The organism is Corynebacterium timonense (assembly GCF_900105305.1).
In the GTDB taxonomy this organism is placed as follows: domain Bacteria; phylum Actinomycetota; class Actinomycetes; order Mycobacteriales; family Mycobacteriaceae; genus Corynebacterium; species Corynebacterium timonense.
Genome location: NZ_LT629765.1, coordinates 239,284 through 251,564, shown reverse-complemented (window position 1 = coordinate 251,564; position 12,281 = coordinate 239,284). Strand labels below are relative to the sequence as shown.

Below are 12,281 nucleotides of genomic sequence, written 5' to 3'. Positions count from 1 at the left end.
TTGTCGCTGAGGTCGACCAGGTGGTCCGGGCTAGCCGAGGACAACGCACGACCTACGCTTCCTGCGGCACATCTCGATCCCGAAAACGCCCACAGCGTAGTTCATCGCTACTAACCTGTACCCCATGTCTACTGCTCGGACGACCCCATCCAACGTTCTTGTGCAAACGATCCCGCGGCTCATCGCCGCGGGGGAGCTCACCGCACCGTGCGGAGTGCTTGACGTCGCTGCCTTCGATCACAACGCGCGCCGGATGAGGGCGCGCACTCTGGGGCTGCCCATTCGTGTGGCGTCGAAATCGCTGCGGAGCACGGACGCGCTGCGGCGTGCGCTGGGCCACGAGGGCTACCGGGGCGTTTTGTCGTACAGCGCCCCGGAGGCGATCTTGCTGGTCGGCGAGGGTTTCAGTGACATCCTCGTCGCGTACCCGAGCGTGAACACACCCGCCATCGCCCGGATCGCTGGCGATGAACGCCTGCGCACCGAGATCACGCTCATGGTCGATTCGACCGACCACCTCGACCTGATCGGTTCTGTCGCGGACGCGTCCGCCCCGGTGCGCGTCGCCATCGACATCGATTGCTCGCTGCACCTGCCCGGCGCGGTGATCGGGTCGCGCCGCTCCCCGATCCGCACGCCGGAGCAGACCCGCGCGCTGGCGCTCGAGATCGCCCGGCGCCCGCAGCTCAGGCTCGTGGGCGTGATGGGGTACGAGGGGCAGGTCGCCTCCGTCGCCGACGGCGAATCCGGCGTCGTGGGCGCGGCGAAGCGCCTCATCCGACGGCGTTCGATGAAGCAGCTCACGCCGCGTCGCTCGGAGTGCGTGGCCGCGGCCCGTGAGGTCGCGGACCTGGAGTTCGTCAACGGCGGCGGCACCGGGTCCCTCGACGTCAGCGCCCGCGACGACTCGCTCACGGAGCTCGCCGCCGGCTCCGGCTTCTACACCCCCGTCATTTTTGACCAGTTTACGGACATCGACCACGTCCCCGCCGCGTTTTTCGTCTGCCAGGTGTCGCGCGTCCCGGCGCCGGGCTGGGCGACGGTGAACTCGGGCGGCTGGATCGCCTCCGGCCCGCCCGCCCCTGACCGCGTGCCCTCCCCCGTCTACCCGCCTGGGCTGAGCTATTCCCCGATGGAGGGCGCCGGCGAGGTGCAGACCCCGCTGAAGCTGCCGTCGGGCGCGCCGCAACTGAAGGTCGAGGACCTCGTCTGGTTCCGCCACGCGAAGGCCGGGGAGATGACTGAACACGTCGACAGCCTCGTCGCGGTCCACGCTGACGGCTCGCACGAGCGCTGGGACACCTACCGAGGAAAAGGATGGACACTGCGATGAGCCGCACGCGCGCTACTTTCACCAACTGGTCGGGCTCCGTGTCCGCGACCCCCACCGCGTTCCACCGCCCCGCCACCATCGCGGAGGTCGCTGAGCTGGTGCGTTCCCTCCCCGCGGGGCAGAGTATCCGCCCCGTCGGCGGGGGCCACTCCTTCACCCCCTGCGCTGCCGGCGAGCAGAACATGGTCAGCCTGGACAAGCTCTCGGGCCTGGTCAGCGTCGATCGCGCCACGAAGCGCGTGCGCTTCCTCGCGGGCACGCGCCTACGCAGCGTCCCCCGCTTGCTCGCGCCCTTCGGCTTGGCGCTGGCCAACCAGGGCGACATCGATGTGCAGTCGATCGCGGGCGTGATCTCCACGTCCACCCATGGCACGGGCGTCGAGTGGCCGGGCTTCGCCGGGACCGTCACCGCTCTTTCGCTTATCGACGCCAACGGCGACCTCCAGGAGTACTCCCTCGACGCCGACCCCGACGCGCTGCGCCTGGTGACGGTCTCCCTCGGCGCCCTGGGCATCGTCGTCGAGGTAGAGATGCAGTGCGTCGACGCCTTCGACCTCCACGCCGTGGAGGGCACCGCCGACCTCGACGAGCTGCTGGATTCGTGGGAGGAGCGCGCCCGGGAGACCGACCACGTCGAGGCGTTCTGGTTCCCTCACACCGACCGCGCGATGGTGAAGAAGAACACCCGCCTCGAGCCGGACCGGACGCAGAAGGGCCGCGGCCGCGTCACCCGCTTCGTCGAGGAGGAGCTCGTGGGCAACGCCGCGTTCGCCGCGTCGCTGTTCATCGCGCGGGTGGCCCCGCGCACCACGCCTGTCCTCAACGGCATCGCCGTCGGCGCGATGGGCGCGTCGAGCTACCGCTCCCCTGCCCACGAGGTCTTTGCCACTCCGCGGCGGGTGCGCTTCCACGAGATGGAGTATGCCGTTGCGCTCGAGGCGGGCCCCGACGTTGTGCGCGAGATCCGCGAGGAGATCGACCGCCGCGACTGGCGCATCCCCTTCCCCCTTGAGCTGCGCTCGACGGCCGCCGACGACGTCGCCTTATCAACATCCACCGGGCGCGAGTCCATGTACATCGCGTTCCACGTGCCCAAGGCAATGAACCCGGCAGACTACTTCCCCGCCCTCGAGCCGATCTTCCGCGCGGCGGGTGGCCGGCCGCACTGGGGCAAGATGCACACGCTGGGCCGGGAGGACTTTACCGAGCTCTACCCGCGCTTCGACGAGTTCTGCGCCCTGCGCGAGGCGATGGACCCGCAACGTCGCTTCGGCTCGCCCTACCTGCACCGCCTGTTTGGTTAGGTGAACAGGGATAGCCCGGTGGAGTGGTAGACGCTGCCGAAGGGGGCGTCGACACGCACCCAACGCCCCGCCGTGGCCACGCGCAGGTGGCGGGGCACGTCGACGGGCGCGGCGAAGCCGGGGATGAGACCGAGCGACGTGCAGGTGAAGATCATGCGCATGGGGATCTCCACGGGCTGCGCGGACTCGGCGTCCGCCGTGAGCACGATCTGGTTGAGCAGCGACGGGGGCGGGCCGAGGGGCCCGGAGAACTGGCGCGCCAGGGCGCGGCCCTCGTCGGCGAGTCGGCGCACCACGTGGACCGGAACGGTGTCGCGTTCCACGAAGCCTTCCTTCGGCGGCAGGGCGCCGGGCCAGTTCGGGTCGCGCGGGGCGCCCACGTTCTCGCTGTTGGCGGTGAGCGCCTCCACGAGATCGGTGGCAGCGACGACCGCGCCGTCGCGGGAGGCGATCGCCTCGACGCGCCGGGACGCGAGGCAGTCGAAAGGGGTGGTGACAAAGACGTCGACACGCATGTCGTCGAGCACTGAGAAACGGGCTGAGGCGGCGGCGTCGAGGCCCGTGGCCCGTCCGACCAGCGCGGTCAGCCCCGCCCCGCCGCGGTAGACGCGGAGGGTTTCGTTCCTCACTCGGTGTCCCCACCCCCGGAGCGAGTGAGGATGCCCAGCTCGCGCTGCGTGATCGCGCGCGGCGTGGCCGTCGCCGTGTCCACCACGACGAGGACACTGGTCACGCTGCAGCAGACGCTGCCGTGGCGGTCAATGATGTCCTGGCGGGTGGTGAAGGAGGTGTTGCCCACCGAGACGACCTCGGTGCGCACCCTCACCTCGGTGGTGTCGGGCATGACTGGGCGCAGGTAGTCGGCCTCGATGTGGCGCACGAACACGGGCAGGCCCCGGCCGGCGCCGAAGTTCTTCTGGCTGAAGGCGATGCGCGCTTCCTGCGTGTACTCGATGTAGGTGATGTTATTGATATGGCCGAACCTGTCGACGTCGTTCCAGCGCACCGGGATGGTGACTTCGTCGGTCAGGTTCGCCGAAGCGGCGGTATCGCTCATAGGTGTGCTTACTCCTTGTGTAGACCTGCAGGGTGTAAACCTGCAGGGTGTCGACCTGCAGGCTGGCCCGGGCGGGTCAGCCTAGCGGGTCAGCCTGCGGTGGGTGACGCGCGAGGGCTTCGCCGCCTCCTCGCCGAGGCGCTCAACCTTGTTCTTTTCGTAGTCGCCGAAGTTGCCCTCGAACCAGAACCACTTGCCTTCTTCCACGTTGCCTTCCCAGGCGAGGATGTGGGTGCAGGTGCGGTCGAGGAACCAGCGGTCGTGGGAAATCACGACAGCGCAGCCGGGGAACTTCTGCAGGGCGTTTTCCAGCGAGCCGAGCGTCTCCACGTCAAGGTCGTTGGTCGGCTCGTCGAGCAGGATCAGGTTGCCGCCCTGCTTCAGCGTCAACGCAAGGTTGAGGCGGTTACGCTCACCGCCAGAGAGCACCTTCGAGGGCTTCTGCTGGTCCGGACCCTTGAAACCGAAGGCGGACAGGTAGGCGCGCGAGGGCATCTCGTTCTGGCCGACGTGGATGTAGTCCAGGCCGTCGGAGACGACCTCCCACACGGTCTTCTCCGGGTCGATGTTCTCGCGGTTTTGGTCCACGTAGCTCAGCTGCACGGTCTCGCCGATGGTCACGTCGCCGGCGTCCGGCTCCTCCAGGCCGACGATCGTCTTAAACAGCGTGGACTTGCCCACACCGTTCGGGCCGATGACGCCGACGATGCCGTTGCGCGGCAGGGTGAAGGAGAGGTCCTTGATCAAGACGCGCTCGTCGAAGCCCTTGTGCAGGTTGTCCACCTCGACGACCTTGTTGCCCAGGCGCGGCGGGGTGGGGATCTGGATCTCCTCGAAGTCGAGCTTGCGGTACTGCTCGGCCTCGGCGGCCATCTCCTCGTAGCGCTCCAGGCGGGCCTTGTTCTTCGCCTGGCGGGCCTTCGGCGAGGAGCGGACCCACTCGAGCTCGTTCTTCAGGCGCTTCTGCAGCTTCTGGTCCTTCTTGCCGGCGACCTCGAGGCGCTCCGCCTTCTTCTCCAGGTAGGTGGAGTAGTTGCCCTCGTAGGGGTAGAGCTTGCCGCGGTCGACCTCGCAGATCCACTCGGCCACGTTGTCGAGGAAGTAGCGGTCGTGGGTGATGGCCAAGACGGCGCCCTTGTAGTCCTGCAGGTGGCGTTCCAGCCAAAGGACCGACTCGGCGTCGAGGTGGTTCGTGGGCTCGTCGAGAAGCAGCAGGTCCGGCTCCTGCAGCAGCAGCTTTGCCAGCGCGACGCGGCGCCGCTCACCACCGGACAGGTGGGTGACCGGCTCGTCGGCGGGCGGGCAGCGCAGCGCGTCCATCGCCTGCTCGATCTTGGAGTCAACCTCCCAGGCGTCGGCGGCGTCGAGCGCCTCCTGGAGCTTGCCCATCTCTTCCATCAGCTCGTCCGAGTAGTTGGTGGCCATCTCCTCGGCGATCTGCTCGAAGCGCTGCTTCTTCTCAAAGATGTCGCCGAGGCCCTCCTCAACGTTCTGGCGGACGGTCTTGTCCTCGTTGAGCGGCGGCTCCTGCAGCAGGATGCCGACGGACGCGCCTGGGTCGAGGAAGGCCTCGCCGTTGTTGGGCTGGTCGATGCCCGCCATGATCTTGAGCAACGACGACTTACCGGCGCCGTTGGGGCCCACGACACCGATCTTGGCGCCGGGGTAGAAGGCCATGGTGACGTTGTCCAAGATGACCTTGTCGCCGATGGCCCTGCGTACGTTTTTCATCGTGTAGATGAACTCAGCCACGTGTATTCCCCTTTGTGTCGAAAGAATTCTCCACTTAGGGTACATCACCTACCCCGGGTGTGATTCCTAGAACGGCGCCGCCTCCTCCTGCGCCCCGGCACGCCCGTGAGCTGCGGTGTTGCTGCCCGCCAGGGCGCCGTCCTCGGCGCTGAGGCGCTGTTCTGCGGACGCGTCAGCGAAGTCCTCCGCGGTCTTGGGGCGCACGGGCTGCTGCCCCTCGAGCGTGTTGCCCGCTGCGGTGGTGCGCACCGAGGACACCTGGAAGTTGCTCAGCTCGAAGGCGACCTTGCCCGCCTTGATCTTGTAGTGGTAGCGCGTGCCTCCGGACGCCTCCCCGGTCGGGTCGGCGACCTCCCTGTCCCACACGTCGGTGACCAGGTAGCCGGTGACCACGACGGGAAAGCCCTTGCACAACGAGGCCTTGGCGTTGACGGCGAGCTGGCCCCAGCATTCCACATCGATGTAGAGGTTGTCGGTGTCCTGCCAGATGGGTTTGTTCTTGTCGTCCGTCTCCCCCGTCGGGTAGCGCCGCGACGTGGCCACCCGGAGCTTGCACAGTTGCGCCCCGGAGTTGTCAAAGCGGCGAAACTCCGGGTCGGTGGTGAGGTTGCCGCAGATAGTGATCGGCATTTGGGTCATGGAAAAGCCCCCCTTTTTTTCTCTAGCTTCCATGCGTGGTTGGCGGTGGCCGCGGGGTGTCTTCCCGCGACACCACCAGCGTGGCCCGAAACGCCGCGAAACGGAAGGGACGCGCGATCAGCCTGTGGACAACCCCGAGAATTGTCCACAGGCGAAACTTTTTTATGCGTCGTTGCCCCCCGCGCGGCTGTAGAGGGCGAGCATCTCGTTATAGCGGCGCCACTCCTCGTCGTCCGTTTCTTCGGCACGGCGATCGCTCTCGCGGGTCTCCTCGCGGTCTTCCGCCAGCCAGTCCCAGAACAGAAAACCGAAAACGATCACGAGGGGGAACGAGCCCGCGGCCCAGGCGATGCCGCCGCCCACCTTCTGGTCCTCCAAAAGGTCCGGGTCCCAGGGCAGCGCCAGCGAACGGTAGAAGTCCTCCCCCATCACCACGTTGAGCTGCATGAGGTAGACGCCCATAAACAGGTGGATCGGCATGGACACCCACAGCCATGCGAGGCGGATCTTCGCCTCGGCGCGCCCCGGGATATGGTCGGGCCCGATGAGCTCCCAGAAGTAGAAGTAGCCCGAGACGAGGAAGATCCCGTTCATGATCACGTGCCCGGCGTGCTCGGAGATGAGCAGCTCGTAGAGCGGGATGATCATGTACATGATGTAGAAGAAGAACACGAACTGCGCGAGCGAGACCGGCGGGTAGGTGACCACTCGGAGGAAGCGGGAGCGCTCGAAGGACTCCACCCACAGCCGGGGGTTGAACTCGCCCGCCGGGTACGCGTTTTTCACCAGCGTCAACGGCGCTCCGAGAACGAGCGCGACCGGCGCGCCCATGGACAGGAGCATGTGCACCACCATGTGCGCCGAGTAGGACGCGGGCATGTGCATCCCGATCCCCGAGGACAACGTGACCACCACGAGGGCGCAGCCGAGGAGCCACCAGAGGGTGCGGCGCAGCGGCCAGTCTGCCACCCGGCGCTTCAGGTGCAGGTAGTAGACGGCGAGCAGGATCGCGACGACGCTGTAGATCAGTTCGAGTCGCCACTGCCCCATCCAGTTCCACACCGTGAGCGGCTCGGTGAGGTTGTAGCCCATCTGCACCTGCATCTGGGTCAGGTTCGGGTCGAGCGGAGGCGGCGGCGGGGTGCGCCCGAGCGTGACGGCCAGGCCGGCGATGGCTGCCATGAGCAGGACTTCGGACGTCGCTAAGCGGGTAAAGGCCTTCGGGTCGCGCCGCAGGCGGGGGATGGTGCGCTGGCGGTGGACAAACCCGAACACGCCGAGGCCGACGAGGCCCACGAACTTGGCCACGAGCACCCAGCCGTAGCTGGTGGAAGTCAGGTCCTCGGGGCGCACGCGCAGCGCGCCGTTGAGCACGCCGGAGGCGGCCATGGCGATGAAGGCGAACAGGGCGATGCGCGAGTAGCGCTCCACGGCTGGCGGCAGGTCGGGCCCCAGCCTGCGCCCGTGCGCGACGAGCGCCATGAGCGCTCCGACCCAGATGAGCATGAACACGAGGTGCCACAGGTAGGAGTTCGTGCCCAGGTCGTGGTTGCCTCCCGACGCGGAGTGCCCGCTCAACCCCAGCGGCAGCACCACGATCACGGAGCCGATGAACAGCGCCACCTGCGACCACCAGGAATGGCACACGAGCCCCGCGACCCCCACGACCAGGGCGAAGGCGGCGACCGTGAGCCAGATTCTCGCGTCGGCGACCTGGCTCAGCGCGATGCGCCACGACTCCGGCTGCAGCACGACCTGGCTGAAGGGCGTGCCGGAGACGTCGGACAGCACAAGCGGAATCATGACAAGCGCAGCGCACGCAACGCTTATCGACGCCCACGCTGCCGTCCGCGCCGCAATATGCCCGTCGACGGTCAGGCGCGCCCCGTTGAGGTCCTCTCCATCGTTCTCCCCGTCATGGCGCGGCGGGATGAGAAAGGCCGAGAACATAAACGAGCCGGCGGCCAGCGCCGTGAGCACCCACACGACGCCGCGGAGGGCGGGCAGCCCGAAGGTGGTCACCACACCCGGGTCCGGGATGCCTAAGGCGGCGAGCGACTCGGAGAGGAACACCTCCGAAATCGAACCCGCAACGACGGCGGCAATCACAAACGATGTGACGTAGATGGGCCACGAGGTGCGGACAGACCGAGCCGGGCGGGTACTGGTCACCGTTTCTGACATGCCTTCACACTACTTTCGCTGCCCACGGCGGCATAACCGGCGCGAAGCAGGTGCGCCCTCGTCCGTGCGTTACACTGTTGCCGCTGCCCCCGGCATAGCCTCGGGCGGCGTGCCTCCGTAGCTCAGTGGATGAGAGCATCCGGTTTCTACCCGGCTGGTCGCGGGTTCGAATCCTGCCGGGGGCGCTTTTCGGTTTTACCGGCACCCGGGGGAACACCACGTTTGCGCAGGTAGGACACCCTATCCTGGCGCAGCATTCCGGTACCACACTCGGGGATTGTTCGCGGCGTCCTGCCAGCATCCTGCCTGCCGCGTGCGCGACGATAGCGCGCATGACATTGACCATCGGCGGCGTGCCCGCCCACCCGCTCGTCGTCCACCTGGCCGCCGTATCCGTCCCTCTCGCCGCCCTCATGTGCCTCGCCTGGGTGCTGTTCCCGGCGCGGTTGACCCCGTCGTGGCGCGTGGCCACGCTGGGCACCACTGTTGTAGGCGCAGTGTCGATCATGCTCGCCCGGTGGACGGGCGAAGATCTTCTTGCCCCTCTGGGGCTCAGCGAGTCCGCTTTGGGGGTCGTGGCCCGCCACGCCCAGTACGCCACTTTCTCCGCGGTCGCCGCCCTCGGCCTGCTCGCCGCGGCCGCACTGTTCTTCGCAGCGGGGACCGAGCGCTTCGCGGGCCGGGTGCCCGCCCCCGCCGTCCCGGTGGTACGCGGTGGTGTCGCCGTGGCGGCGGTCGCCGCGCTCGTGTCGGTCGTGCTCGTCGGCCACGCCGGGGCCCAGCTCGCCTGGGCTGATTTTCCTCGCTGATTCGGGCCCCGAGGCGGGAAGCGAAACGTCGCTAAGCTGGCGGGCGGAGAATCGGGCCATATTCACATTCAAGGAGGTATCCACGATGACGAACCCGAACAAGAAGCGCAGCTCCCCCGTCCGCGACGACAGCATTAATAACCTGGGCGACCCCGACGCCGACGGCGATTTCCAGATCAAGGCCTCCGGCGACGGCCAGGGCGATAAGAAGGGCAGCGAGAACGAAGGAGAGGACGAAGAATGAGCGACGAGACCAACGGGGAGCTGGACAAACTTCTCGACGCCAGCACGACGCGCATCGGCGAGGAGCCGGGCGAGTCGAACCCGCTGACTGAGGACGATGACGACACCCCCAGCCCCGAGGCCGGCGGAAAGTAGCTCCCGCCTCGGCGCCCGCCCCGACACCCGTCGGCGGCGGGTTTTTTGGCGTTTCGGGGCCCCTCCTACACGCGCTGCATCCCACTATGCAAGAATAATGTCCCGTACGATGAAACACTTCCCGGAGAGAGGACCTGACACGGTGTCTACATCAGTGACGGCGCGAGTCGCCGACCAGCGCGGGGCGAGGACGTACGCCTCCGCGGAGGAGCGGCGCCGCGTGCGCTTCGCCTCGACGATCGGCACGACGATCGAGTTCTACGACTTCTACGCCTACGCCACCGCGGCGGTCGCGGTCTTTCCCTTTCTGTTCTTCCCCGAGACGGAGAACTCGACCGTCGCCCTGCTGCAGTCGTTTGCCACCTTCGGCCTCGCCTTCGTCGCCCGCCCGCTGGGCTCGGTGCTCTTCGGCCACTTCGGCGACCGCGTCGGCCGCAAGGCCACCCTTGTCGGCGCGCTGCTGACCATGGGCATTGCGACCTTCATCATCGGCCTCCTGCCCACCTACGCCCAGGTCGGGATCTGGGCGCCCGCACTGCTGGCGCTCATGCGCTTCTGCCAGGGCCTCGGCCTCGGCGGCGAGTGGTCCGGGGCTGCCCTGTTGTCCACGGAAACCGCGGCGAAGGGCCGCCGCGCCTGGGCCGCGATGTGGCCGCAGCTCGGCGCGCCCTTCGGGTTCCTGCTGGCCAACGGCCTGTTCCTCGTCCTGGTCACGTGGCTGGGCCACTCCAGTGGCGACCCCGAGGGCGCGTTCATGTCCTGGGGCTGGCGCATCCCCTTCCTCATGTCCGCCGTGATGGTCATCGTCGGCCTGTGGGTGCGCCTCCAGATCGAGGAGACCCCGGCGTTTCAAGAGGTGCTGGACAAGAACGAGCAGGTGTCCCTGCCGCTGTCCGAGGTCGTCGCCAAGGCGTGGCGCCCGCTCATCCAGGGCACCTTCATCATGGTCGGCTGCTACACGCTATTTTACATCGTGACCACATGGTTCCTTTCCTACGGCATCGGCAGCGCCGAGGAGGGCGTCGGCCTGGGTATCCCCTACGTTGACTTTTTGAAGCTTCAGCTGGTCTGCATTTTCGGCTTCATCGCTGGCATTCCTGTCGCATGCAGGCTTGCCGACGCCTACGGCCGCCGCCCCGTCCTCGCCCTGACGTCGGCCGCCATCATCGTCTACGGCGTGGCCTTCCGCTGGCTGCTCAACCCGGAGAGCTTCACCATGGTCTCGCTCGGCGTGTTCCTTTTCATCGGCATGGTTCTCATGGGCCTCATCTTTGGCCCCATGGCGGCGATCCTGCCGGAGCTGTTCCCGTCGAACGTCCGCTACACCGGCTCGGGAGTCTCCTACAACGTCTCCTCCATCCTCGGCGCCGCCATCGCCCCCTTCATCGCTACTGCGCTGAACGCGAGCTACGGCCCGCAGGCCGTCGGCACCTACTTGGCCGCCGTCACCGTGGTCTCGCTGGTGGCCATCCTCTGGTCGCCGGAGACGAAGCACACGGAGATGCACGGGGAGTAGGTCGGGCGGGCGCTTCCCGCTATGGACAGCGTCCCGATACGCCACGAGGTTGACGCTATACCGGTGGCGCTCGGGGCCGCGTTCTTTCCGGCCCCGAAGCACGCTGCGCTTTTTCCGTACACTCGGGGGTGTACCCCCTAGGGGTACATGACCCGCCTGGCCTCACCTGGAGAAGCGACGAAAGGAAGCGCACCATGACGGAAACCATGAAAGCAATCAGGCACGTGGGCTACCACACCTTCCCCGAGCTGAAGGATGTGCCCAAACCCTCTCCCGGCCCCGGGGAGGTCCTGCTGAAGGTGGCAGGATCGGGCGCCTGCCACTCGGACGTGGCCATCTTCAACGAGTTCGACGAGGGCCTCGTTCCTGCCCTCGACCCGGAGTACACGCTGGGCCACGAGATCTCCGGCTGGGTCGAGGAGGTCGGCGACGGCGTCGCTGGTCTGGACAAGGGTGACGCCTACCTTGTCTACGGCCCCACCGGGTGCGGCCGCTGCGACATGTGTGCCCGCGGCGCCGAAACCTACTGCCGCTACCCCGAGGAGGCCGGGGCGAACGGCCTGGGCCTCGGCCGCGACGGCGGGATGGCCGAGTACGTGGTGGTCCCCGCCGGAAACCTCATCCCACTGGGCGACGCCGATCCGATCGCCGCTTCGGCCCTCGCCGACGCGGGGCTGACCCCCTACCACGCCATCAAGAAGGCGCTGCCCGCCCTCAACGGCGGCGGAAAGACCGCCCTTGTCATCGGGCTTGGTGGCTTGGGCCTCATCGCCGTGCAGATCCTCAAGGCTCTCACCGGGGCCACCATCATCGCCACCGACGCGAAGGAGGAGGCGCTTTCCTCCGCCGCCGACCTCGGTGCCACCACGGTGCCGGTGGGCGACAAGCAGGTGGAGCAGATACGCGAGTTGACCGGCGGGCGCGGCGTCGACGCCGTGTTCGACTTCGTCGGCATCGGCGCCACCGTCACCACCGCCCTGCGCAGCGCCGGGGTCGGCGCCGACATCGCCATCGTGGGCTTGGGCGACGGCAGCGCGGCCGACTGGTCCTTCCGCGCCTCCCCCTACGAGGCGCGCCTGTACAGCACGTACTGGGGCTCGCGCGACGAGCTCTTTGAGCTGGTGGAGATGTTGCGCCGCGGCCAGATCGAACCGCTCTACACCACCTACCCGTTGGAGAAGGGGCTCGAGGCCTATCAGCTGCTTCTCGACGGCAAAGTCAGCGGCCGCGCCGTGATCGTTCCGCACGGGGAGTAGCCGGGGCGGCACAGGCTTCCGGCCCGGCGACCCGTTCACCGTCGAGCGTGTCC

General features: G+C 67.6%; 12 protein-coding genes and 1 tRNA gene. 8 read left to right on the top strand and 5 right to left on the bottom strand.

Annotated elements, in window-relative coordinates; genetic code table 11:
- The first annotated feature begins 124 nt into the window (after window positions 1-124).
- Together BLT81_RS01270 and BLT81_RS01265 are read left to right on the top strand one after the other, a co-directional pair.
- Window positions 125-1,333, top strand: coding sequence for an alanine racemase (locus tag BLT81_RS01270; RefSeq protein WP_040420688.1), 1,209 nt, complete (start codon window positions 125-127; stop codon window positions 1,331-1,333).
- Window positions 1,330-2,637 carry a D-arabinono-1,4-lactone oxidase gene (locus BLT81_RS01265; protein ID WP_019193382.1) on the top strand — a complete coding sequence of 436 codons (1,308 nt, stop codon included), beginning with the start codon at window positions 1,330-1,332 and terminating at the stop codon, window positions 2,635-2,637. Before BLT81_RS01270 ends, BLT81_RS01265 begins: the two co-directional genes overlap by 4 nt.
- Here BLT81_RS01265 and BLT81_RS01260 read toward each other — a convergent pair.
- The 5 genes from BLT81_RS01260 to BLT81_RS01240 all read right to left on the bottom strand — a co-directional run bounded on the left by BLT81_RS01260 (window position 2,634) and on the right by BLT81_RS01240 (window position 8,269).
- Window positions 2,634-3,266: a hypothetical protein gene (locus BLT81_RS01260; protein WP_019193383.1), complete on the bottom strand. Its 633-nt coding sequence runs from the start codon at window positions 3,264-3,266 to the stop codon at window positions 2,634-2,636. The genes BLT81_RS01265 and BLT81_RS01260 overlap by 4 nt on opposite strands.
- Window positions 3,263-3,694, bottom strand: a complete 432-nt coding sequence (locus BLT81_RS01255) for an acyl-CoA thioesterase (protein WP_019193384.1) — start codon at window positions 3,692-3,694, stop codon at window positions 3,263-3,265. Before BLT81_RS01255 ends, BLT81_RS01260 begins: the two co-directional genes overlap by 4 nt.
- An 81-nt stretch (window positions 3,695-3,775) precedes the next feature.
- Window positions 3,776-5,446, bottom strand: a complete 1,671-nt coding sequence (gene ettA, locus BLT81_RS01250) for an energy-dependent translational throttle protein EttA (RefSeq protein ID WP_019193385.1) — start codon at window positions 5,444-5,446, stop codon at window positions 3,776-3,778.
- A 66-nt stretch (window positions 5,447-5,512) separates the two neighbouring features.
- A complete protein-coding gene (locus BLT81_RS01245) occupies window positions 5,513-6,085 on the bottom strand; it encodes a single-stranded DNA-binding protein (protein ID WP_019193386.1) in 573 nt (190 codons plus the stop codon).
- A 162-nt stretch (window positions 6,086-6,247) separates the two neighbouring features.
- Window positions 6,248-8,269, bottom strand: coding sequence for a cytochrome c oxidase assembly protein (locus BLT81_RS01240; RefSeq protein WP_040420690.1), 2,022 nt, complete (start codon window positions 8,267-8,269; stop codon window positions 6,248-6,250).
- 111 nt (window positions 8,270-8,380) lie between these two features.
- Here BLT81_RS01240 and BLT81_RS01235 point away from each other — a divergent pair.
- The 6 genes from BLT81_RS01235 to BLT81_RS01220 all read left to right on the top strand — a co-directional run bounded on the left by BLT81_RS01235 (window position 8,381) and on the right by BLT81_RS01220 (window position 12,228).
- Window positions 8,381-8,454 (top strand) — tRNA-Arg (locus tag BLT81_RS01235).
- 147 nt (window positions 8,455-8,601) lie between these two features.
- On the top strand, window positions 8,602-9,078 hold the full coding sequence (locus BLT81_RS01230; RefSeq protein ID WP_019193388.1) for a hypothetical protein: 477 nt from the start codon (window positions 8,602-8,604) through the stop codon (window positions 9,076-9,078).
- Window positions 9,079-9,163: 85 nt separating this feature from the next.
- Window positions 9,164-9,322, top strand: coding sequence for a hypothetical protein (locus BLT81_RS12480; protein WP_019193389.1), 159 nt, complete (start codon window positions 9,164-9,166; stop codon window positions 9,320-9,322).
- Window positions 9,319-9,456, top strand: coding sequence for a hypothetical protein (locus BLT81_RS12475; RefSeq protein WP_019193390.1), 138 nt, complete (start codon window positions 9,319-9,321; stop codon window positions 9,454-9,456). Before BLT81_RS12480 ends, BLT81_RS12475 begins: the two co-directional genes overlap by 4 nt.
- A 109-nt stretch (window positions 9,457-9,565) precedes the next feature.
- Window positions 9,566-10,972 (top strand): MFS transporter, encoded by a 1,407-nt coding sequence (locus BLT81_RS01225; RefSeq protein WP_081582827.1) that lies wholly within the window; start codon window positions 9,566-9,568, stop codon window positions 10,970-10,972.
- Window positions 10,973-11,166: 194 nt separating this feature from the next.
- A complete protein-coding gene (locus BLT81_RS01220; RefSeq protein WP_019193392.1) occupies window positions 11,167-12,228 on the top strand; it encodes an alcohol dehydrogenase catalytic domain-containing protein in 1,062 nt (353 codons plus the stop codon).
- Window positions 12,229-12,281: the final 53 nt, after the last annotated feature.

Excerpts from the sequence above, each read along its gene's own strand:
- BLT81_RS01270 (WP_040420688.1), top strand. The coding sequence starts at position 125 with ATGTCTACTGCTCGGACGACCCCATCCAACGTTCTTGTGCAAACGATC.
- BLT81_RS01265 (WP_019193382.1), top strand. The coding sequence starts at position 1,330 with ATGAGCCGCACGCGCGCTACTTTCACCAACTGGTCGGGCTCCGTGTCC.
- BLT81_RS01255 (WP_019193384.1), bottom strand. The coding sequence starts at position 3,694 with ATGAGCGATACCGCCGCTTCGGCGAACCTGACCGACGAAGTCACCATC.
- BLT81_RS01245 (WP_019193386.1), bottom strand. The coding sequence starts at position 6,085 with ATGACCCAAATGCCGATCACTATCTGCGGCAACCTCACCACCGACCCG.
- BLT81_RS01240 (WP_040420690.1), bottom strand. The coding sequence starts at position 8,269 with ATGTCAGAAACGGTGACCAGTACCCGCCCGGCTCGGTCTGTCCGCACC.
- BLT81_RS01230 (WP_019193388.1), top strand. The coding sequence starts at position 8,602 with ATGACATTGACCATCGGCGGCGTGCCCGCCCACCCGCTCGTCGTCCAC.
- BLT81_RS12480 (WP_019193389.1), top strand. The coding sequence starts at position 9,164 with ATGACGAACCCGAACAAGAAGCGCAGCTCCCCCGTCCGCGACGACAGC.
- BLT81_RS12475 (WP_019193390.1), top strand. The coding sequence starts at position 9,319 with ATGAGCGACGAGACCAACGGGGAGCTGGACAAACTTCTCGACGCCAGC.
- BLT81_RS01225 (WP_081582827.1), top strand. The coding sequence starts at position 9,566 with ATGAAACACTTCCCGGAGAGAGGACCTGACACGGTGTCTACATCAGTG.
- BLT81_RS01220 (WP_019193392.1), top strand. The coding sequence starts at position 11,167 with ATGACGGAAACCATGAAAGCAATCAGGCACGTGGGCTACCACACCTTC.